Here is a 22697-nt window from a genome sequence, read left to right as displayed (position 1 = left end):
TATAATCAATAAGATAACAAATAAATCAACACTAAAACCCGGACGCGCAATGCGGGTCCGGGTAGCGTATTCGGCAGTAAAGTTATTCAGCTGAAACCGGCACCAGCACGCCTTTGACCAGCGGGTCATCGGTGGTTTTTAGCCACTGCTGTACGCGCGGATCGGCAAAAACCTGCCTGAGTTTGACGATGTTCTCCTGCTCCAGGTAAGGCGTACCGATCACCAGCTGCGAGGCAAAGGTGCGCGGCGCGGGCGGGAACAGAATACCTTTGTCACGCGGGACTTTACCGGCGTCAAACTGCGACACATAACCAATTGCCGCATCGACCGAATTAAGCGCCCGCGGCATGGTCAGCAGATCCAGCTCTTTGAACACGAAACCGTGCGGATTACCGACAATGTTTTTCAGTTTGGCGGTGCGCGGTTCTACCGTTGGATCGAGGGTGATCAATCCCTGACGCGCCAGCAGCCAGAGCGCCTGGCCCTGATTCGCCCCATCGTCGGGCACCACAATGGTTGCGCCCTGCGGTAAATCCGCCACCGAGTGGTAGCGATCGGAGTAAATACCAAAAGCCCACTGGAACAGAGGCAGGCTGGAAGTGAGCTGGAAGCCGTTAGCATCGACCACCTGCTTCAGCCACCACTGATGCTGATAGACCGTCGCAGCATACTGCCCTTCTGCTACCGCACGGTCCGCCTGCACCGGATCCTGCACACCGACCGCCTCCAGCTTCAGGCCGTAGTCCGGCGCGATATGCTCACCCACATAGTCGATCAGCTTCTGTTCACCGGCCATTGCCGGCTCATAATGCACTTTCAGCGTGGTACCAAACACTACCGCCTGCGGCTGCTGGCTGCGCCAGAACCAGCCAGCGGCGGCCAGCAAAATGACCACTATAATCAGCAGCAGCCACGGCCAGCGGCGTGTTTTACGTAATTCAAACTCTTGTGTTGTCATAACGATGTCCCCTGAGGATGGCGCAAGGCCGCAACCAGCCGGTCGCCGAAAAATTGAATGGTCTGAATCAGTGCAATTAACACCACGATGGTGGCGATCATGATGTGGTTATCGAACCGCTGATAGCCATACACCACCGCCAGGTAGCCAATGCCGCCAGCGCCAATGGTGCCGGCGATGGCCGAGTACTCAATCATGGAGATCAGGTTGAGCGTGATGGCTGCGACAATCGCCGGCAGCGCTTCACTCAGCTGGGCGGAGCGGATGATCTGCCAGCGCGACCCGCCGCACACCAGCCCTACGGCGGTAACTTCTCCGGGCAGCTCGCGTAATGCGTTGTCGACCAGGCGGCCAAAGAAAGGAATCCCGGCGGCGATCATCGGTACCACCGCCGCCGGAATGCCGATGGTGGTGCCGGTGAGCCAGAAGGTAAACGGAATGATGGCCGCCATCAGCACCAGAAACGGTAACGAGCGCCCCATATTGACGATCCAGCTCAGCACCCGATGCACACCGCGCTGCGGAAACAGTCCGCGCGGCGAGGTGTTAAACAGCACCACGCCGACCACGCCACCGAGGCTCACCACAAACAGCATCACGATGCCGACCATCAGCGCGGTTTCACCCAGCGCCGGCAGCATCAGTGCCGGAATTTCAGGCCAGGGTGTGTCCTGGCTTATCACGGATACGCTCATACCGCCTCCCGTAACGGCGGCACGCTGACAGCAACGCTGGCCGCCAGGCCATACTGCTCCAGCTGCGTCAGCAACCGTGCCAGCGGTACCTGCTCCTGCTGAAAATGAATTCCCACCTGCAACCGACCAGCCTGGATGCCATTGACCCGCTCGACATGCGCACCCAGCAGATCCACCTTTAAAGCGAACTGCTGGCTGATGCGCGAAATCCAGTCGCTGGCCACCGCGACATCGGTACGGTAGCTAAGCTGCAGCACCAGTCCAGCATCACTGACTTGTGCCGTTAGCGGCAGCAGCCGCTGGCCGAGTGCGCTGTCCGGCTGTGCCAGCAACGCACTGACGGTGCCATACTGCACTATCTCTCCATCGCGAATCTCGGCAACCGCATCCGCCGCCTGACGTACGGCATCCATTTCATGGGTGATTAGCACGATTGCCAGCCGGTAGTCGTCACGCAGTTTTTTCAGCAGCTCAAGGATGGTGACCGTCGCTTCCGGATCGAGACCGGAGGTGGCTTCGTCGGCCAGCAGTACAGACGGACGCAACGCCAGCGCGCGGGCAATACCGATGCGCTGCCGCTGCCCACCGGAGAGCTGGGCGGGAAAGGCGCTGGCTTTGTGGCTCAGCGCGACACTCTCGAGCAGCTCGCCGACGCGGGCGCGGATATCGCGCTCGACCACACCGAGATAGCGCAGCGGCAGCGCGATATTTTCCCAGGCACTTTTACGCTGCAGCAGCGCGGAAGACTGAAATACCGTGCCGATGGCGCGACGCGCGTGGCGCAGCGCTTCGCCATCCAGCCGGGATAAATCGCTGCCGTTAACCCGGATGCTGCCGCCGCTCGGCTGCTCCAGCAGGCTGATGCATTTCGCCAGCGTAGATTTTCCGGCACCGCTCGGTCCGACCACCGCGGTGATGCTGGCTTCCGGCACCTGCAGCGTGATGTTTTTCAGCACGTCGGTGACGCGACCGTCCGGCGCACGGTAGTGCTTACTCAGGCGCTCGATTTCGATCATATGACCTCCTGCTGCTGCGCGCTGCGTACACGATAGCCAGCACCCGGATGCGGCGCGCTGAGCTGCGCCCCGGCGGCAAACAGCTTTTCGCGTAGCGTGCCCGCGGCGTAATCCTGTTTGTAAACGCCGCGTTTTTGCAGCTCCGGAATCAGCAGCTCGACCACATCCTCAAAGGTTTCATGGGTCAGCGCATACGCCAGGTTGAAACCATCCACGTCGGTCTCTTCTACCCAGCTCTGCAGCTCATCCGCCACCGTTGCCGCACTGCCCACCAGCAGCGGGCCAAAACCGCCGATGCCCACCCAGTCGGCCAGCGCTTTCACCGTCCATTGACGATCGGGATCGGCAGTAGAGAAAGTTTCAACAGCTGACTGAATGGCGTTGGTGTGCAGGTATTTCAGCACCTGGTCCGGCTGATATTGTCCAAAGTCGATGCCGGTCCAGCCAGAAACCAGCGCCAGCGCGCCTTCGTAGCTGACCCAGTTTTTATACTCCTGCCACTTCGCCTGCGCCGCCCGATCGGTTTCACCGACAATCACCGTCTGCAGGTTGAAGATCAAAATACTGCGCGGATCGCGACCGGCTTCGGCTGCACGACGCCGGATGTCGGCCACGGTTTTCTTTAACAGCACTTTGGACGGCGCGGCGACAAATACACATTCTGCGTGCTCAGCGGCAAACTGTTTGCCGCGGCTCGATGCACCGGCCTGATACAGCACCGGCGTGCGCTGCGGCGAGGGTTCACACAGATGGATGCCCGGTACGTTAAAGAAGGTACCCTGATGGTTAATCGGATGGATTTTGCCGGGATCGCTGAAAATACGACGCTGACGATCGCGCAGCACCGCATCCTGCTCCCAGCTGCCTTCCAGCAGTTTATAGACCACCTGCAGGTACTCATCGGCATAGTCATACCGGCTGTCATGATCGGTTTGCGCTTTATGACCAATGTTGCGCGCGCCGCTCTCCAGATAGGAGGTGACGATGTTCCAGCCAATGCGGCCTTTGGTCAGATGGTCCAGCGTCGACAAACGGCGCGCGAACGGATAAGGATGCTCAAACGACAGTGAGGCGGTTAAGCCAAAACCGAGATGCTCTGTGACCAGCGCCATCGGCGTAATCAACGCCAGCGGATCGTTCACCGGCACCTGAGTGGCCTGGCGTATCGCCGCGTCACCGTTGCCGTTCAGCACATCGTAAATGCCGAGCACATCGGCAATGAACAGGCCGTCAAACTTGCCGCGCTCCAGCAGGCGCGCCAAATCAACCCAGTATTCCAGATCCTTATACTGCCAGGAGCGGTCACGGGGATGGGCCCAGAGTCCGGGCGACTGGTGACCGACACAGTTCATATCAAAAGCATTCAGGCGTATTTCGCGTTGCGATGGCATAGCAATCTCCATAGCGAGGCCGTGATCGTGCAGCGACCCGGCGTTCGTCAGTTAATTTTCAGGATGTTGAGTGTTCAGGAGGCGGAAGGGGGACATCGCTCAGCGTGAGCGACAGGCAATACCTTAAGAATTTCATCCGCTACGGCGGCCGCGTGATCGGCCACCTGCGGCAACCCCATCAGCTCGCCAAAGCGGGCGCGTGCCGCCGGGCCCACGACAAACAGGCGTGCGTTGGGCTGGCCGTGCCGGTTGAGGGTGCGCGAGTGGTGATCCACATCAATGCCGAAGCCGAGCGCATCGGCGCGGATCAGGCCCTGCTCACTGAGCGATTGCAGCAGCGGCTGGCTGGTCGTCAGCGCTTCATGTCCCGGTCCGGTCGTGACAATCAGTTTATCCAGCACATGGTTTTGCCGGGTGCCATCGCGCTGACGCAGGGTGATTTCCAGCTGCTGCGGGTGAGCGTGAATCGCCACGAGGCGAGCGGCCAATACCTGCAGACTACCTTGCTGCTGTCGCTGGGCGATAACGGCGGCGACCTGTGGGGCAATGCGATAGCGATGCACATCCCACCATGAACGCAGATGACGCGCAAAGCGTCGCTGTTCAGGTAGCGGAAGTGACTGCCAGATAGCTTGTCCCTGCACACGCACCTCATCAAGCACACGCTGCCACGGCAGCTGCTGCGCGGCGGCGCGAGCGACTTCATCACGAATATGCCGCAGCCAGCGACGCGCGCTGGGCTGAGATTGCGCGCCCAGTGTCCACTCCGGCCATTCGCCGCTGAGATTGGCGCGTGACAGTTGTCCGCGCCGTGAGAACGCCAGCAGCGGCCCCTGATGCTGACGCGTCGCCAGCGAAGCCACCACATCAGCCATGCTCAGGCCGGTGCCGACAATCGCCACCGATGCGTCAGGCTCAACGTTATCCAGCACGCCTAGCTGCCACGGGTTGGCAATCAGCGCCGGATGGTCGGCAAACGGCTGTAGCATGCGTGGCAGCGACGGCGGTGGATGGCTGATCGCCAGCGCCAGGATGTCGCCAGTCAGGGTTTCACCGTTACTCAACAGCAATTGTTGCCCTTCCCACGCCAGCGCACGCGCCTGAACATGACGCAGAGTGACATGCGGATGCGCCTCAGCGGCGGCAGCAAACTGCCGCGCCAGATAGCGGCCAAACAGCGCGCGCTGCGGATACACCGCGCCATCGGCGCAGTGTGCTGCTGAATCCAGTGAACATTCCGGTTGCTGACGATACCAGCGTTCAAAGGCGCCCTGCTCTTCTCCGCTGAGCTGCATACGCGCAGCCGGCACGTTGATGCGGTGTGCCGGTTCCGGCGTGGAATAGGCAACACCGGCGCCGAGGCTGGCGCGCGGTTCGACCACTGTAATCAGTAGCGGCGCGAGCGACGTGCGGGCGAGGTGAATCGCCAACGCTGTGCCGCTGAAGCCCCCGCCGACAATAATGATGTGCGCTGTTGCCATCGCCTTCTCCTGCATCAGCTGGCGCTCGTCTGTTTCGCCGATGGGCGCTTATCGCCGCCGATGGTTTCACCAAACGGGCCAGTGTTAATGGTACGGACGCGCTGCTGCTGACCGTGGGCCAGCGGTAACAACGGCAGCAGCAATTCAGCCACGCGATGGGCCTCTTCCAGATGCGGATAACCCGAAAGAATGAAGTTAGTCACGCCGAGCGCCTGGTATTCCCGAATGCGTTCAGCGACCTGCTGCGGGCTGCCCACCAGTGCAGTGCCGGCACCGCCGCGCACCAGTCCGACGCCTGCCCACAGATTCGGCGCAATGTAGAGATTATCGCGCGAACCGTTGTGCAGCGCACTCATGCGCGCCTGACCGGCGGAATCCATGCGGGCAAAAATCTTCTGCGCCTGAGCGATGGTGTCGTCATCCAGATGGGCAATCAGTTTATCCGCCGCCGCTCGGGCTTCTTCTTCGGTTTCACGCACAATCACATGCAGGCGGATACCGTATTCGAGTTTCCGGCCGCGTGACTTAGCGCGCTCACGTACGACCGCCAGTTTTTCTGCTACCTGCGCCGGTGGCTCGCCCCAGGTGAGATAGGTGTCAATCTGCTGCGCCGCCACGTCGATCGCTGCCTCTGATGAGCCGCCAAAGTAGAGCGGTGGACCGTTTTCCTGCACCGGTGGAAACAGCACCTCAGCGCCTTCAACCTGAATATGCTCGCCCTGATAATCCACTTTTTCGCCGCGCATCAGACGGCTATACACATCCAGAAACTCGCGAGTCACTTCATAACGTTCACTGTGGTTGAGGAAGATGCCGTCGCCTTTGTTCTCTACCGGATCGCCGCCGGTGACCACGTTAATCAGTAGACGGCCTTCCGACAGACGATCCAGCGTGGTGGCCATGCGCGCTGCCAGTGTGGGTGGCTGCAACCCTGGCCGTACGGCGACCAGATAGCGCAGCCGGCGCGTCATGGGTGCCAGCGCGGAAGCCACCAGCCAGGAATCCTCACAGCTTTTCCCTGTCGGAATGAGGACGCCGTAGAAGCCCAGATTGTCGGCGGCCAGCGCGACCTGCTGTAAATAGGCTAAATCAACCGGGCGTCCGCCTTCTGTGGTACCCAGGTAACGGCCATCGCCGTGCGTCGGCAGGAACCAGAAGACATTTATGCTCTCGTGCGCAGAATCGGCCATTATGCTTATCCTATATAACTTTATGAGAAAACGTTCATTCTTAACTTTCTATTTGGTTATATAGGCGTAAGCGAAAAGCATGCCAGGTTTTAACGAAACAGAGATTGTGCATTTTCAGTCAGTTAGGTCATCAGAGCGCGTAATGTCTGTAGCAATTGCAACGCAACGCCAACAGCATTTGCTGCATATGCAACTGCTTATGCTTTTTTCCTGCTGTTCATTGCCACTTGCCGGGTTTAGCGTGATGGCAGACCTTTACAGGAGCCACCCTCATGCTGACACCTTACAATCAACCAGATTCACCTCGCCTGGTCGACCCGGCATCGCTGGCTTTCCAGTCGCTGCTGGATAAATTCGCACCCACCGACGCCACGGTACTGATTGTGGGCGAAACCGGCACCGGCAAAGAAGTGGTCGCCCGTTATCTGCATCACCACAGTCCACGCCGGCATGCCCCGTTTCTGGCCGTCAACTGCGGCGCCCTGACGGAAAGCCTGGCAGAAGCTGAATTGTTTGGACATGAGAAAGGTGCCTTCACCGGCGCGACTCAGGCGCACCCTGGCTGGTTTGAAGCGGCGCAGGGCGGCACGCTGCTGCTGGATGAGATCGGCGAACTGAGCCTGCCGCTGCAGGTTAAACTGCTGCGCGTCCTTCAGGAGCGTGAGATCACACGCGTCGGTTCACGCAAGGCCATTAAAATAGACGTCCGCGTTATCGCCGCAACCCATGTCGATCTGGCGCAGGCAATTCGCGAACGGCGTTTTCGTGAAGATCTGTTTTATCGCCTGAACATCGCCGTTGTTCCCCTGCCACCGCTGCGCCAGCGTCGCGAGGACATCCCGCTGCTGGCACAGCATTTCCTCTCCCTGTACGCACGCCGCCTTGGCCGTCCGGCGCGTCGCCTGTCGCCTGACGCGCTGGAAGCGCTGCGCGATTACAGCTGGCCCGGCAATATTCGTGAGCTGGAGAATACGCTGCACAATGCGGTGCTGCTCAGTCGCGATGAGACATTGACACCGACGCAACTGCGGCTGGCAGGTTACAGTGAACGCGCATACAGCGAAACGGACGATTCGACGCTGGATAGTTTCCTGCGCCAGCAGATTACGCGCGAACCCCAACAGCTGTTTGATCGGGTGATTCAGAGTCTGATCAGTAATGCACTGGAAATAGCGGACAACAATCAGACGCAGGCCGCCACGCTGCTGGGCATTAGCCGGCACACGCTGCGCACGCATCTGGCACAGATGGGCGTCATAAAAGGGCGGCGTAAGTCTGCCGTCATAGCCTTCGCGCACGCCAGCGGGGCCGCGCGCCCTGAACGCGAGTTGCGCATCGGCTTTCAGAAATTTGGCAATCTTGGCGTGTTGAAAGCGCGCCAGACGCTGGAACAGTGCTTCAACCAGCAGGGTATCAGCGTGGTGTGGAGCGAGTTTCCTGCCGGTCCGCAACTGTTGTATGCGCTGCAGAATAATGAGATTGATTTTGGTACCACCGGTGAAGTGCCACCTATCTTCGCTCAGGCCAGCGGTAACGCCGTGACTTATATCGCCTGGGAGCCACCCGCACCGGGCAGCGTCGGGATTGTGGTGCCACGCGACAGTACTATCCACAGCCTGGCAGATTTGCGGGGTAAGCGTATCTCGGTCAATAAAGGATCGAATGTTCACTGGCTGCTGTTGCAGCTGCTTGAGGAAGCCGGCATCGGTCTGGATGAAATTAAAGTGGTGTACACGCCGCCGAAATATCCGCTCACAGCCAGCGATTACCTGGCCGTCGATGCCTGGATGATGTGGGATCCGCTGCTGAGTGCCGCAGAAAGCAACGCCGATTTGCGCGTGCTGGAGAAGGGTGAAGGCCGGGTGCGCAATCACCAGTTTTATCTGGCGCGCCATGATTATGTGCAGCAGCATGACGATATCGTGCAGCAGCTGGTAACGAGCCTGCAGCAAACCGGGACCTTTATCGATAATCATCGCCATGAAGCTGCCACTATGCTGGCGCAGGAACTGGGGCTGGAGTTCGCAGCCGTGGAACGTGCCTTATCCCGTCGCAGCCACCAGACGCGGGCCATGGTTTTCCACGTCATCAAAGAACAGCAAACTATCGCTGACCGCTTTTATGCGCTCGGTTTGATTCATAAACCGGTGCGCGTGCGTGATGCAGTGTGGCAGTCGCCCAGCCAGACGGCGCTTATGGCATAGCGGCTACAGTAAAAGTTATCCACGTTTTCTGTGGATAACACATTGAATATCGTCTGGCTAAATCCCGGTTTTTCTCACGGCAGCATGAAGATTTACTGTGAAATTCGGGCGATTTCACCCTGAAATCCTGCTGATAAAAACCCTGTTTTCAAGTAGTTAGAGGTGAAATCGCCATGGCGAATGTCGCCTGATTCCGGCAAATCTCGTTAAGGATTCTCCCTGCTCGTTTCACTGTTGCTTTCGCATCCAGCAAAGCTTGCCATCATCAAAGCTTCAACCGGCGATGGCGCGGTTTCATCGTATTGCATTGCTGAGCTGGCGATTTCAGCCTGAAATTCCGGCTAAGGTTGATGTGATTTCATGCACTTAGCGCTGAAATCACGCTGGCGAAGGATGAAATTTTGGGGGGAAATCAGGTGGGTGAGGTAACAATCTGTAGCGGCACGGTACAGGATGTACGGGATTGTGCTGCTACAGATTGCTTATCATCAGAGGTGAAGCGCTATTACTGATTGAGATACTTATTCAGCGTCTCGGTGATAACGCGATCCAGCTCTTCCTGTAACTCTCTGGACTGACGGTTAAACTCGTAGCTAAACATGCGTCCGCGCGTTTTTTTGCGGGCGTAACGGTCTTTATCCGCGAAGGTCCACAGCGGTGTCGCCACCACTTTATCTTTAGCCGGCGCCTGCACCAGTGTCTGGCTGCCGTTACGGACCAGCCGCAGGATGCCATTCTTGACTTCATCTTCCGCCAGGCCTTCACGCGCACAGACGCTGTCCACATCCATACCGATGGTTTCAATCAGAGCGTCTACCGTCTGACCGGTTTCCTGCAGTTTTTCGTAGGCCTGCAACAGCGTTTTGTAGTCAGGATAGGTCAACTCTGAATGGTTCGGGAACAGGGTGACCAGCTCCAGCGGCACACTGGCAGCCTGCAGCGCGCGGGTCACTTTTGCCTGTGACAGCCCTTCACTCTGCGCAATCTCTTTTTGCGACAGGCCGCTGTCTTTCAGTGACAGCAAACGCATGCCGACTTCACGCAGATTATGCTCACGCGCGGTCTGGATATCCTGCGCCAGACGACGGGCTTCTTCGGCAGAGATGGCAACGTCGGTAACCAGCACATCCAGCCCGGTTTTACAGTGCAGCGCGGCCGCCCGACGACGCGAACCATCGAGGATTTCAATCCGATCGCCACGCTTCACGCCGATGGCCGGGAAGAACTGCTGCAGTTTAATGGTACGTATGATATCGCGCAGTGACTCTGGCGTGAGACCGGACTGGTCACGGCCGTTGGTTTCCATCACCACGTACGTACGTTCTTCTATCTCTTTAGCCGTGATGTGTTCCAGGGTGAACAGGGCGCGTTTACCGGTGGAAAGGATAAACGTCTGGGAGTGGCCATCCTCGCTGGGTTCATTTTGTAACGGGCTCTGGCTGAAGGTGCGGCCAATAGTGATTCTTTTTGCGCTCATAATAACCTCAGTTCAGGCGGATAAATTCAATACGATCAAAGACGGCTTTGGCAAAGTCTTCTGCCGCCGAACGCGCGTTTTTCAGGGCTTCGCTGCTGCCGACATAGGTAGATGGGTTAGCGGAGATAACCGTGTCGAACGATTCACCGCAGCGTTCAAAGCCATCCAGTCGCGGCAGCGCCGCATCCAGCATATCGCCGCCAAATATCTCTTTCGCCAGGCTGTGGCACATCTTGTGGTCCGCTTTATTCGACAGCTTGGACATAAAGCCAATATTGCCCTGCAACCGGCAGGTGGCGCCCGACTCTTCGATAATGTCGATGAGCTCGGGCAGGCGCGTCAGATACTTTAGCGTGGAGTGGAAATCAACCTGTGCCGGCGGCACCGGCGTCATCAGCAAATCGGAGGCGGCAATGGCGTTTTTCAGGAAGGCATCAAGATGGGGGCCGCTGTCAATAAAGATGAAGTCGTAATCTTTTTTCAGCTTAGCCACTACGTTTTCATACAGCACCGCATGCACGTTTTGCTGCGGCAGATGCTCTGCACACAGCTCTTCCCAGCGTGAAGCAATGAAAGCGTCATCGATTGAGGCGGGCAGTACGTCAACGCCAGGAATAATCGACGGCACAATAAATTCGCTTTTCAGCTCTTCGCGGCTGACGTTTTGCAGCATCGCCTGAGCTGCGGTGGCTTCAACCAAACCGACCGAACGTTCATGATTCAGGAACATGGTGGCCGAAGACTGCGGATCGAGATCGATAACCAGGATGCGTAAATCTTCGAACAGCAGGTGCGGATGCGCGCGCAGCGCGTGCGCCAGCGATACGGTAGAAACGGTTTTAGACACGCCGCCTTTCAGGTTACCGACAAACAGCGTAAACGCTTCAGGATGGCGATCGCGGTATTTCGGGACGCCGCGATGATGGTAGATGTCGATAATATTTTGGATCGACATCGCGTACTTGGTGGAACTGCCGGCCGCGCGCTTATCAAACGGATAGCCGTTTTCTTCCATCTCGTTAACTGCGTAATCGACACTGGCGCGCGTCAGCTTGGGCAACTTGGCTAACGCCGCTTTGGCATAAACCTGGTAAAAAGTATTCTCGTGTAACTCTTCTTTTTGCGCCTGAATCTGCTCCGTCAGGCTCATCAGCATTCTTTCTGAGCGTTGAGCGACTTTCAGAACCTGCTTCTCATCGTTAGCCATACTTGCTCCACACATGTAGGATTTATGACTTTATACCGAAATCCTGCACATGAGGCAAATCTATCTCATCTGTTCATCATCGGCTCGCGTTGTAAAAAGACCTTTTGCAAGAGGGGGTTAAACCAGACGTTCACTGCAGTCAGTAGCGCGCGTTGATTGTTTACCCATCAATTGATGAAAATGTGCTCGGCGTAAGGGCGGCACTCTGCCACTGTTCACTGTAATCAGTTACCGACATGTGTGGCAGAATCGGGCGATCACGGTGAAATACGGCGCGCCGTTACCTGACAGAGCAGCCCGCACGTTCACTGTAATCAGCGGGGGGTGTAAAGGAATGAATCGCGTTCACTGTATTCAGCATAACATTCACTGCAATCAGTAACCCTGCCATAAGATTCACTGTAATCAGTAACTCTTTAGCGCAGGGACAGCGCTACCGGCGCCAGGGTGAGCCAGTGCGCAAGAGTAAATGTTCACTGTAGTCAGTGATTCTGCGATCATCCGCTCACCAAATGAGCAGGATTCACTGTAGTAAGATAAGCTCACAAAATTTATCCCTCACTGACTGCCTGCCTGCAATGCACGGTGTGAGAGGGTGCTGCCAGCCAGTGAGAAGGGGAGAAGCTGCACACGATGAGAATTACTCGGTGTGCGATTGCGGGCTGGCGAGCATCGCCTGCAGGAAAATTGGGCTGCGCCGTGCAGTGCCATGTTAAGGGCCGCCTTACTGGCGGCAATCTGCCAGCGCATCGATTGATGCAGGCACAAGATTCACTGTAATCAGTAAACTGCGACGTCGATGCCGGCGACATTCACTTTAGTCAGTAAACTATGAATACCTTTTCGTCAATGTTCACTGTAATCAGTAATGTGACCGTTATCAGAAATTGATAACCTGACCGCTGCGGCGCATTTACTGTAGTCAGTAGAAGGAAAAACGTGTTTAAGCCTGAATTGCTGACCTGCCTGACTGAACATTCACTGTAATCAGTAAACCCGATCATCTTTATCGCGCCAGGTTGAGAGAAGGTTGTGCGGCACAGGGGAGGGCACTCAGCTAAAAACATTCACTGTAATCAGTAGCCGACCTGACGCGCGCTGCGCTTTGAGGCAGCAAGACCTGACAAACACGTTCACTGTAATCAGTAAATGCCCGCTTAGCCTCAGCCCGATAACGTTCACTGTAGTCAGTAGCTGGCTTTCCCTTCCATGCAGGCCAGTGCCTGCGGTGAGGGTAGGGGAGTGTTGAGAACGTTCACTGCAATCAGTAACGCAGAGAGCCGTTTCGTCATGAAATGACGTTCACTATAATCGGTAATCCCTCCCACGATTCACTGTAATCAGTGATAGTGACCAACCCTGTCACTTTTACTGGTTACTTTTACAGCATAATTACTGAATATAGTGAATGTATTGTAGCATATCGATTATTACGTTTAATTTTCAGTCAGATAGGATAAAGCGTTCACTGTAAACAGTGAGGTCGTATGCTTACGTGTTCACTGTGGTCAGCAGAATCGCCCGGCAGACCAGACATTCACTGTAATCAGCCAGACGGTATCTGAAGGCACAGACAAGATGTCTGTCAACCCACCTGGTAAGTACCCACTATCAATAAAAGCGCTGTTATGCATAGAAAGGAAGGTTTGACGATTTTTACGGAACAGGCAATACCGGCAGCGACCACTGATTACAGTGAATGCTACCGATTACAGTGAACAGATCAGGATGTGCTGATTACAGTAAATGAGGGTAAAGCGGCAGTGTCACTTTTAGGCTCAGTGACACTGCGCGAAGAGAGCTGACTGATTACAGTGAATGGGTGAAGTCAGTCTTCGAAATCGAGGTCTTCCAGTGAATCGATACTTTCCAGATTGCTGATACCATCGAGTTTGGGTGTGCGGCTGTGGATGATGAAAAATACCGAACGGCCCCGTTTCACTTCGGAGTAATCCAGATAACCAATCTCTTTCAGCTGCTCCATGGCGCGCCGCACCACATGGTTTTGCGTGGTGGTTTTTGAGCCGAGATTAAGACGCATGCGTAAGCGCGCCAGGGAGATGGGCGCCGGATTAGTGGGCAGACTTTCCAGGTAAGTATACAGCGCCTGCGCCGACTCCTTACGCTTGAGGCGCGAGATAGCTCGCAGTTGCAGCAGCACCTTGTGGTCGAAGTTATACAGCTCAAACAGCTTAGGATCGGCCTGAATGCGCACCAGATCTTTCTCACGATCGTAGTAAGCCGACTGCACCAGGTGCGTGTGATAGGCTTTACCATTCCCCTCAAACGACAGGGTATTGGTTGCGATGCGTCGCAGCGAGGCGTCAAGACGCTTACGCAGTGCCGCGGACGAGTTGGCTGAGGGAATACCACACATCTTGACGAAGTCGATAAACGGCAGCGTGACGGTGTCGCCCTTCGATGGATAACGCGAGAAAGACTGAATGATGCCGGCCCAGGTTTTGAAATCATTATCCATATCCAGCCGTGCGCCGGTGATGGTAATCTTTTCATAGCCTTCCGCTTTCACCAGCGACAGGTTCTTGAGTTCTTTGGTGGCATCAGTTGAAGCCATGGCGCCGGATTTGCCGCGAGCCGTCGACTTCAGGGTAGGAACAAACAGACCCAGGCGCATCAACGCGACCGGTTGTACGGTGTTATTTTTATTGGGATGAAGCTGAATAACTTCACCGCTGTTTTTTGTCACCGACAGAAAAGGTTCAAGTAACGCCTTGTTTTCACTCTCTTTATCTGCCATAGCCTGAGATCTTCATTCTGTGGATGAAAAGGATCGGTATCTGATTACAGTGAACATTAACACTGTTTATAGTGAACATTCTACTGTCTATAGTGAATAAAGTACTGACTATAGTGGATACTTTACTGATTATAGTGAACGCGATCACCTTCTCAGCCCTTGTCGGGTGCGGCCTGCCGCGATCGGGGATCTCTTAGGATCTCTTTTAGATCTCTTTATGATCTTTCTTTAAGATCTAATCACTGTATAAGTGGATAACCCGTTGAGGCGGCTGATGCTGATAAGCGTAACCTGTAGAATATTCGCTTACGTCTTTAAATCACGCTGTGAAGGTGGAAAGTGAAAATCTTCCGACCTGCGCTGCCTCTCAATTCATTTCAGGTGAACAACTTGCTCTCATCTATTCATTTTTCATCACCTGATGGCTGGCGTAAGGTAGATCCCACTCTGATCAACCCGATTATCTGACGAAGGCATCTTATGACTGATCACGTTATTTCACGTAATCCCACCAGCGGCGAAATCATTGCCACTTATCCCCTGCAGAGTGCAGCCGAGCTGGAAACGGCTTTACAGCAAAGCGCCAGCGCCTTTGCGCAGTGGCGTAACACAGAGATGGCACAGCGCGTGAAGGTACTGCGTCAGCTGGGTGAGCAGCTGCGCCAGCGTCAGGAGCAACTGGCTACGCTCGCTACGCTGGAAATGGGTAAACCCATTGCGCAGGCGCGTGCCGAAGTCCTGAAATGCGCCAGCCTGTGTGACTGGTATGCTGAACACGGACCGGCGATGCTGGCCGATCAGCCCACGCTGGTGGAAAACCAGCAGGCCTGGCAATCGTTTCGTCCACTCGGTGTGATCCTGGCGGTGATGCCGTGGAATTTTCCTTACTGGCAGGTCCTGCGCGGCGCGGTCAGCATGCTGCTGGCGGGCAACACCTACCTGCTGAAACACGCTCCGAGCGTCATGGGCTGCGCCTGGCTGATGCAGGAACTGTTTGCCGCAACCGATTTGCCGCGTGGTGCATTCAACGTGATCAACGTGGATAACGACGGTGTCTCTGCCGCCATTAAAGATCAGCGCGTCGCGGCCATCGCCGTGACCGGAAGCGTTCGTGCTGGTGGGGCTATCGCCGCACAGGCCGGTGCGGTACTGAAAAAAACCGTGCTGGAGTTAGGCGGCGCCGATCCTTTTATCGTTCTGGCGGATGCCGATCTGGATGCGGCAGTGGCCTCAGCGGTCACAGGACGCTACCAGAACAGCGGGCAGGTGTGTATGGCAGCCAAACGCTTCATCATTGAAGAGAGCATCGCAGAAGCGTTTGAGGCGCGTTTCAGCGCAGCCGTGCAGTCACTGAAAGTGGGCGATCCGCTGCAGGAAGAGACTTATATCGGTCCGATGGCACGCTACGATCTGCGTGATGAACTGGATCATCAGGTGCAGGAAACCCTGCAGCAGGGTGCACGTCTGGTGCTGGGCGGCCACAAGATCGAGGGCATCGGCAACTATTATGCGCCAACCATTCTTGCCGACGTCACGCCCGCGATGACCGCTTTTCGTCAGGAGATCTTCGGGCCGGTGGCGGCGATCACCGTCGCGCGCGATGCGCAACATGCACTGCAGCTGGCGAATGACAGCGAGTTTGGCCTGAGCGCCACCGTGTGGAGCGGCAATGAAGCGCTGGCGCAGGAACTGGCAGAGCAGCTGGAAACCGGCGCGGTGTTTATCAACGGCAACGGCGCCTCAGATCCGCGCGTCGCTATTGGTGGCGTGAAAAAGAGTGGTTATGGCCGCGAACTCTCCAGCTTCGGCGTCCACGAGTTCTGTAACATCCAGACGGTGTGGAAAAACCGTCGCTAACCCGGCCGGGGCGCGCCATACTGTGCGCCCCAACTTCCGGAAGCAATCCTTGTATGCAGACGCCAGGCATTCTCATCCTTGCTGCAGGTCTCGGCAGCCGCTTTCGTCAGGCCGGCGGTACCGGGCACAAACTGCTGGCACCGTATCCTGACGATAATGGCGTGCCTCAGCCGCTGCTGAAGCTGACGCTGCAGCAGGCGCAGCGCAGCGGTTTGCCGCTTCTCCTTATTATCCGGCCGGAAGATCGCGCTATTCAACAGCTGGCACAGCAGTGCGGCGTCGCGACCTGCACTATTGCCAGCGCCGGCAGCGGTGAAAGCATTGCCGCTGGCGTGCGGGCCACCGCCCACTGGCATGGCTGGCTGATCGTACCCGGTGATATGGCGTGGGTGAGGGCGGAGGATCATCAATGCGTGGCGCAGGCGCTGCGCAACGGTGCGCCGCAGGTACGGCTCAGCTGGCAAAACCAGCCGGGCCACCCGGTGGGATTTGCCGCGCACTATGGCGCGGCGCTCGCTCAACTGCAGGGCGACAGCGGTGCCCGCGCGCTGCTCGACCCGGCCATTCTCATCACTCTGCCGGCCCATCAGGGCACGATCCGCGACGCGGATCTGCCACGATCCGGGGCAAGCCGCTGACCTGCAGCGCGCCTGAATCGGTCAGTGGCTGCCGGGATTAGCGCGCACCTGCGCCACTTTTTCGCTCAGATTCTGCCACGCCGGTTGGTCAGGTGCGTAGCGCTGGCGCAGCCAGGCGGCAATATCTGCAACCTGCTTATCCGACAAGCTGGCGGCAAAGCCAGGCATATAACCGAGCGCATCGGTTGCCGGTTTGTCGATACCGTGCAATACCACCTGTAACAGATTATCCGGCGTCGCGCTGGTTATGCTGCTGCTGTTGGCCATCGATGGGCTGACGCCAAACAACTGCGGTCCGCCCTCGCTGGCGCTGTGGCAGGCCTGACAGGCGCCTTTAAACAGCCGTTCCCCCGCAGCAGTGTTCCATGCCGGTTTTGCCGCCGGCACAGCGACAGGGCGCGCTGCCTGACCATTAATGTCTGCCAGATAGCTGGCCATGGCACGCACATCGGCTTCCGGCAGGGTGGCGAGATGGCTTACCACCGGAGCCATTGGTCCGGCGGCAACGCCGTGCTGCGCATCGTAACCACTGCGCAGGTAGTTATACAGCGACTGCGCCGTCCACGGCTGCGGGGCTTTACTCAGCTGATTAAGCGCGGGCGCTTCCCAGCCGTCGACCCAGCCACCGGCGAGGAAATTGTCCCCGCGTTTTTCCGCGCCCAGCAAATTACGCGGCGAGTGGCAGGCACCGCAGTGTCCGGCTCCGTTCACCAGATAGGCACCGCGATTCCATTCGGCGCTTTTGCGGGGGTCAGGCTGGTATTCGCCGCGCCCGAGGTAGAGCGCGTTCCAGCCCGCCATCAGGAAGCGCAGGTTATAGGGAAAGCGCATCTGGTTCTCTGGCGGTGCCTGCTGTACCGCCGGCTGCGACATCAGCCAGGCGTACAGCGCCTGCATATCGCCTTCGCTCAGCTGGCGAAAGCTGGTGTAGGGAAACGCCGGATAGAGATGATGGCCGTCGCGGCTGATGCCCTCGCGCATGGCGCGATCGAAGGCGTTAAATGACCAGCTGCCGATGCCGGTCTGTTTATCCGGCGTGATGTTGGTGGTGTACAGCGTGCCAAACGGCGTCTCCATCTTCAGGCCGCCGGCATTGGTCGCGCGCCCTTCCGTGGTATGGCATACCGCGCAGTCACCGGCGGCGGCCACCTGACGACCGCGTTCCAGCATCTCTGCCGACCAGCTTCCGGCGGCCGGGGGTGTCACGGGCGCAATCGGTGCGCGCCACGGCAGCGCGTTAATCGCCACGCCAGCGGCGAGGCCGAGCAATCCTGTTACGCCACCCAGCGCCCATTTTCGGCGGCGGCGGCGGGCGGTTTGGGCCGGTGCGGCCAGCTGTGGCTCCGGCTGCGGATCGGGGCCGTTCAGCGCCTGACGCAGTTTGTCAGCGGTAATGGGCAATTCACGAAAACGGATACCGGTGGCATCAAAAACCGCGTTAGCGATGGCCGCGGCGCTGGGCACCGACGCGGATTCCCCCGCGCCGAGCGGCGGTTCGTGCGGGCGCGGCACCATCATCACGTCGATATCCGGCACTTCCGGAAACGTCAGGATCGGGTAGCTGCCCCATTCCTGGCTGGCGATCAGGTTGCTTTCAATCGTCACCTGTTCTTTGAGCACCCGGCTGGTGGACTGAATGACATTGCCGTGAATCTGATGCTTTACCCCTTCCGGGTTGATCATCATGCCGGCATCATGGCCCACGGTGATGCGCGTAACGGCGATCTCGCCGCTCTGCTTATCAATCGCGACATCCGCGACCCAGGCAGCCCAGGCGGCGCCGAAGCCGGGAAATTTGCTGTGAATATAGCGTGCGTAGGCAAAACCGCGTCCGCGCAAAATCCCGGGTTCGCTGGCGGTCTGCTGAATGGCGGTGCGCGGCGTCCAGTCTGCACGTGCAGCGGTGGCGCGCATCAGTTCGGCGGCGCGATCGTCCTGAATGTAGCGCAGCCGGTACTCCACCGGATCGACGCCTGCCGCGTGGGCCAGCTCATCCATATAGGATTCATGGGCAAAGGTGTTGGGCAGGGCTGAAACGCCGCGCATCCACGAGGCGCGTACAATCGGCGCCATGTCCTCAATGGTGACGCGCAGATGGGGAAAATCGTAAGGTGGAATGGAGGTGCGATCGCCCATTTCATACGCCAGCGCCACCGGATCGACACGGCCGGTTAGCAGCAGTGCCAGGGTGGGTGCGCCGTTGGACGGATAAGACGTAGTGAAATCATACACCTGCGGATTACCCTGCGCGTCCAGCCCGCCGTCCACCTCCATCAGCTGCGCAGTGCCTTTCGGCTCCCACACGTGTTCCTGGGCGCGCGTCAGCTGTACCCGCACCGGCTGGCCTACTGCGCGTGACAGCAGCGCCGCATCGGCGGCCACGTCATCGGCGCAGTTGCGACCGTAGCAACCGGCGGCTTCCATGCGGTTCACTTCAATGGTCTCTTCCGGCCTCTCCAGCAGCCATGCCAGATCGGCGCGCAGCAGGTGCGGGTTCTGCGTGCCGCTCCACACCTGCAGCGAATCAGGCTGATAGTCGGCCACCGCGCAGGAAGGGCCAATCGACGCATGCAGCTGATAAGGCCAGACATAGCTGCGGGTAAAACGCTGCGCGACATTCGCCAGCGCGGCATCCACTTCACCGCTGTCATGCACCACGCGCGAGGTGCGGGGATTATCACGAATAGCCTGTTCGATATCGCGCAGGTCCGGCAGGCTGTGTTCCCACGGCTTCCAGCGCACCTGTAATGCGTCCATCGCGGCGATAGCCTGCTCCTCGCGCTCGGCCACCACGCCGACAAAATCCGCGATCTGCACCACTTTCACGATGCCTTCGAGATGCGCGATCGAGCTTTCGTCAATGCTGAGCAATGAGGTGCCGACAAAGCTACCAGTGTCATAGCCCGCATACGGTGGACGGATGACCCGGCCGTGCAGCATACCGGGCACGCGCAGGTCATGCACCCACGTCAGTTCGCCGGTGGCTTTGGCGGGAATATCCACCCGCGCTGAGCTGGTACCAACTAAGCGATATTCACTGGCGGGCTTGAGTGTTACCTGATGATCAATCGGCACGATGCTGCGCTGCTGCTGCACCAGTTCGGCAAATGACAATTGCACCCCGCTGGGGTGCTGCAGGAAACCGCCGTCCAGCGTGATGCTCTCCACCGGCAGCTGCCAGCGCGCGGCGGCCTGCTGTAACAGCCACTGGCGCGCCGTTGCAGCCGCTTTACGCAGTGGTACGGCAGAAATTTGCAATGTGGCGCTGGCGATGGTGGCACCCTGGTTGGGCACGCGCAGCGTATCGCCCAGTACCATTTGCACCTGATCCATGCGCAGATTGAGCTCTTCGGCGACGATTTGCGTCAGCGCGGTTTTCACCCCGGTGCCGAGATCGACATGGCCATTGAAGGCCCAGACGCTGCCGGAACCGTCAATAGCCAGAAACAGTGCCCGCTCTTTGGCTTTCAGCGTCGGCGTCTGGCCTTTGGGTACCAGCCCGGGCGGCGGCTGAATCTCATCGACAATTAACAGGATGTCGCTGGCTGCCAGCAACTGCTGCTGCGTGGGGACGTTAGCCGTACTCATGATGCCGCCTCCGCCTGCTGCAGGCATAAGGTGATGGCGCGCTTCACCGCGCACAGGATCTCCTGATGGGTGCCACAGCGGCACAGGTTACCGCTCAGCGCCGCACGTATCTGCCGGTCATCAGGGCAGGGCTGAGCGCGCAGCAGCGCGGCGGTGGTCATGATCATGCCGTTAAGGCAGTAACCGCATTGTGCGGCCTGCGCCTCGATAAACGCCTGCTGCACCGGGTGCAGTGCTTCGCGGTTGCCCAGCCCTTCCAGCGTGGTGATAGCGCGCTGACGCACGCCATACGCCGGGATCACGCAGGCGCGCGCGGCAACGCCATCGATCAGCACGGTGCAGGCGCCGCATTCGCCCAGGCCGCAGCCATATTTGGGTCCGTTAAGCTGGAGTTGATTACGCAGCACCAGCAGCAGCGAGGTATCGCGATAGCTGCTGATGGGGTGAGTCGCACCGTTCACCTCAAGGGCGTAATGGCACGTGGATGCAGGTGAAACCGGTGTGGCAGTCTGATGTGCCAGCATTTTCATTATTAACCGCCTTAGCGAGGCGGCTAAGCGCCCCGGGTTAGGGCTGGCTCGTATCGTCCAGCATTTTTTTCAGCAGATAAATCAGCGCGACCCGTTCGGCCGGATTCAGCTGCCCGTAAGTCATTTCGGTGATGCGCATCGCGTTGTCAGTCGTGCTGTCAATCAGGCGGTGGCCTGCATCGGTCAGCATGACAATCACTTTGCGTTTGTCGGTGGGATCGGGACCCAGACTGACCAGATCGCGCGCCTTAAGACGCTCAACCACACCGCGAATGGTGGCCTGATCGACGGCGGTATAGCGCACTAAATCGTTCTGTGCGCTCGGACCGCGATCGCGCAGCGCACAGAGGGTAATAAATTGCACGGCGGTGATCTGTGAATCACCGACGTGTTGCTGAAAAATCGCCGCATGGCGTTGATACACCTTGCGCAACAGATGGCCAACCTGCTCGGTATAGTCATAGCGCTGGTCTGCGCGCGGATCCTGCTGGTGCGACATGCCTTTATCCTTTTTCCCGGAAACTGTCAGGCAGTGTAATGCATTGTCACTGCGCTGACAGCCGTTCCCTGCGCACGATTAACGCGCGCGTGAGGCCTCCGGTGCCACCACTTCACCTTCCGCCACCACCAGCAAATCGTCCACTTTGATGTCGCAGCGGCGCAGAGCAATGTCCATATGGCACGGCGTTTTGCGCTTACCGCCCACTTCGGTGTTCGGTCCGGTCGAAAACAGGAAGTTGCCGTAAAAGGCGCGCGCGTCCATACACATGCCGTCGTTTTTGTCGTGTAATCCCATCGCCGTCCACTGTGCGCGCGGCTGCAGCCCCCAGCCGATGTGGGAAATACCGTACACTTCCGGATCGTTGAAGTAGCGCATGTAATCGCGCAGATACTCGGCTTCAAAGCCACCGTGAATGCGGGTGACAAAACCTTTCTCGATCTCCAGCGTGATGCGTTCACGCGCGTAAGATTTAAACGGCAGCAGGATGTCGCCGACGTCCAGCACCAGCACGCCTTCAGCCTGATCTTCATTCGGCCAGGTAAACAGGAAGCCACTCGGCCAGTGATCCCAGCGGCCCGGCTCATCCGCGTAGCCATATTCCGTCACCGTGGGGTACTGGCCGAGCGGGGCGCGAAAATCACTGCCGGCCGGCGACTTCACCGTCATCATGCGCGCTTTTTCCAGCACTGCCGCCGCGGCCAGCACGCGCGACTTGTCCTCTTCAGTGGGCAACATTCGTGCCAATACTTCCGGCGGCTCAACCGCCAGCAAAATTCGCGTCCCGGTTTTCAGGATTTGCTCCTGCTCCGGCGAATGCAGCAGCATCATGGTATCGACGATCAGGTCCGCCGCTTCCAGCGCGCGCTGTGCGGCAATGTTGCCGGTAAGCGCGGTATCACCGCAGTAGGCGGTCATGTCGTTACCCATTGCCGTCGGGTGATTGAAGGCCGGCAGCTCAACGCAATACACCTTCGCGCCCAATCGTAGTGCAGCATCAGTGGCGGCCTGCACGGTGCGTGCATCGGAATAGTGACTTTTCAGGATGGCGACACTCTGACTGGCGTCGACTTTCGACAGCCGTAAAACCTGCTCGAACATCTGGCCTAACTGGCTCTGATTTACTGCCATAGCGGTTTCCTCTCAGGGTTAGATGTCAGACAATTTGCTGCGCAAAACTTCAGCTATTTATAGCGAACACGCTTTAT

The 22697-nt window shown here is 58.0% G+C and carries 16 protein-coding genes; 3 read left to right on the top strand and 13 right to left on the bottom strand.

Features of this window, described 5'->3' with window-relative positions; genetic code table 11:
• Positions 1 to 82 precede the first annotated feature (82 nt).
• The 6 genes from C1Y42_RS11390 to ssuD all read right to left on the bottom strand — a co-directional run bounded on the left by C1Y42_RS11390 (position 83) and on the right by ssuD (position 6731).
• Positions 83 to 958, bottom strand: coding sequence for a MetQ/NlpA family ABC transporter substrate-binding protein (locus C1Y42_RS11390; RefSeq protein WP_104093476.1), 876 nt, complete (start codon positions 956 to 958; stop codon positions 83 to 85).
• On the bottom strand, positions 955 to 1653 hold the full coding sequence (locus C1Y42_RS11385; protein WP_104093475.1) for a methionine ABC transporter permease: 699 nt from the start codon (positions 1651 to 1653) through the stop codon (positions 955 to 957). The genes C1Y42_RS11390 and C1Y42_RS11385 overlap by 4 nt, the downstream gene beginning before the upstream one ends.
• Positions 1650 to 2669 (bottom strand): methionine ABC transporter ATP-binding protein, encoded by a 1020-nt coding sequence (locus tag C1Y42_RS11380; protein WP_104093474.1) that lies wholly within the window; start codon positions 2667 to 2669, stop codon positions 1650 to 1652. Before C1Y42_RS11380 ends, C1Y42_RS11385 begins: the two co-directional genes overlap by 4 nt.
• Complete coding sequence (locus C1Y42_RS11375; protein ID WP_104093473.1) at positions 2666 to 4060, bottom strand: LLM class flavin-dependent oxidoreductase; 1395 nt, start codon at positions 4058 to 4060, stop codon at positions 2666 to 2668. The genes C1Y42_RS11380 and C1Y42_RS11375 overlap by 4 nt, the downstream gene beginning before the upstream one ends.
• Before the next feature lie 74 nt (positions 4061 to 4134).
• Positions 4135 to 5541, bottom strand: coding sequence for an FAD/NAD(P)-binding protein (locus tag C1Y42_RS11370; protein WP_104093472.1), 1407 nt, complete (start codon positions 5539 to 5541; stop codon positions 4135 to 4137).
• A gap of 14 nt (positions 5542 to 5555) precedes the next feature.
• The gene (ssuD, locus tag C1Y42_RS11365) at positions 5556 to 6731 is read right to left on the bottom strand and encodes an FMNH2-dependent alkanesulfonate monooxygenase (RefSeq protein WP_104093471.1); all 1176 of its coding nucleotides are present in this window, start codon (positions 6729 to 6731) and stop codon (positions 5556 to 5558) included.
• Between the two features lie 272 nt (positions 6732 to 7003).
• On the opposite strand from ssuD, the gene C1Y42_RS11360 reads away from it, so the two are divergent.
• The gene (locus C1Y42_RS11360) at positions 7004 to 8935 is read left to right on the top strand and encodes a sigma-54-dependent Fis family transcriptional regulator (protein ID WP_104093470.1); all 1932 of its coding nucleotides are present in this window, start codon (positions 7004 to 7006) and stop codon (positions 8933 to 8935) included.
• Between the two features lie 505 nt (positions 8936 to 9440).
• Here the strand turns inward: C1Y42_RS11360 and C1Y42_RS11355 are convergent.
• The 3 genes from C1Y42_RS11355 to C1Y42_RS11345 all read right to left on the bottom strand — a co-directional run bounded on the left by C1Y42_RS11355 (position 9441) and on the right by C1Y42_RS11345 (position 14377).
• Complete coding sequence (locus C1Y42_RS11355; RefSeq protein WP_058780984.1) at positions 9441 to 10412, bottom strand: ParB family protein; 972 nt, start codon at positions 10410 to 10412, stop codon at positions 9441 to 9443.
• A 7-nt stretch (positions 10413 to 10419) separates the two neighbouring features.
• Positions 10420 to 11619, bottom strand: a complete 1200-nt coding sequence (locus tag C1Y42_RS11350) for an AAA family ATPase (protein ID WP_058776156.1) — start codon at positions 11617 to 11619, stop codon at positions 10420 to 10422.
• Positions 11620 to 13447: 1828 nt separating this feature from the next.
• Positions 13448 to 14377, bottom strand: coding sequence for a RepB family plasmid replication initiator protein (locus C1Y42_RS11345; protein ID WP_021508802.1), 930 nt, complete (start codon positions 14375 to 14377; stop codon positions 13448 to 13450).
• A 480-nt stretch (positions 14378 to 14857) separates the two neighbouring features.
• On the opposite strand from C1Y42_RS11345, the gene C1Y42_RS11340 reads away from it, so the two are divergent.
• The gene (locus C1Y42_RS11340) at positions 14858 to 16234 is read left to right on the top strand and encodes an aldehyde dehydrogenase family protein (protein ID WP_104093469.1); all 1377 of its coding nucleotides are present in this window, start codon (positions 14858 to 14860) and stop codon (positions 16232 to 16234) included.
• A gap of 53 nt (positions 16235 to 16287) precedes the next feature.
• Positions 16288 to 16872, top strand: a complete 585-nt coding sequence (locus C1Y42_RS11335) for an NTP transferase domain-containing protein (protein ID WP_058770416.1) — start codon at positions 16288 to 16290, stop codon at positions 16870 to 16872.
• A 21-nt stretch (positions 16873 to 16893) separates the two neighbouring features.
• Here the strand turns inward: C1Y42_RS11335 and C1Y42_RS11330 are convergent, their stop codons facing one another.
• From C1Y42_RS11330 to C1Y42_RS11315, 4 genes are all read right to left on the bottom strand, one after another.
• The gene (locus tag C1Y42_RS11330) at positions 16894 to 20460 is read right to left on the bottom strand and encodes a molybdopterin cofactor-binding domain-containing protein (protein ID WP_104093468.1); all 3567 of its coding nucleotides are present in this window, start codon (positions 20458 to 20460) and stop codon (positions 16894 to 16896) included.
• Entirely contained in the window at positions 20457 to 20984 is a 528-nt protein-coding gene (locus tag C1Y42_RS11325; RefSeq protein ID WP_370445697.1) for a (2Fe-2S)-binding protein, read from the bottom strand. Before C1Y42_RS11325 ends, C1Y42_RS11330 begins: the two co-directional genes overlap by 4 nt.
• Before the next feature lie 43 nt (positions 20985 to 21027).
• Entirely contained in the window at positions 21028 to 21489 is a 462-nt protein-coding gene (locus tag C1Y42_RS11320) for a MarR family winged helix-turn-helix transcriptional regulator (protein WP_021508807.1), read from the bottom strand.
• Between the two features lie 78 nt (positions 21490 to 21567).
• Positions 21568 to 22620 carry a 2,5-dihydroxypyridine 5,6-dioxygenase gene (locus C1Y42_RS11315; RefSeq protein WP_021508808.1) on the bottom strand — a complete coding sequence of 351 codons (1053 nt, stop codon included), beginning with the start codon at positions 22618 to 22620 and terminating at the stop codon, positions 21568 to 21570.
• Positions 22621 to 22697: the final 77 nt, after the last annotated feature.

This window comes from Pantoea sp. ICBG 985, from assembly GCF_002928365.1.
Classification (GTDB): Bacteria; Pseudomonadota; Gammaproteobacteria; order Enterobacterales; family Enterobacteriaceae; genus Pantoea; species Pantoea dispersa.
The sequence above is the reverse complement of the archived record's forward strand: the minus strand, read 5'-3'. Positions and strand labels throughout refer to the sequence as shown.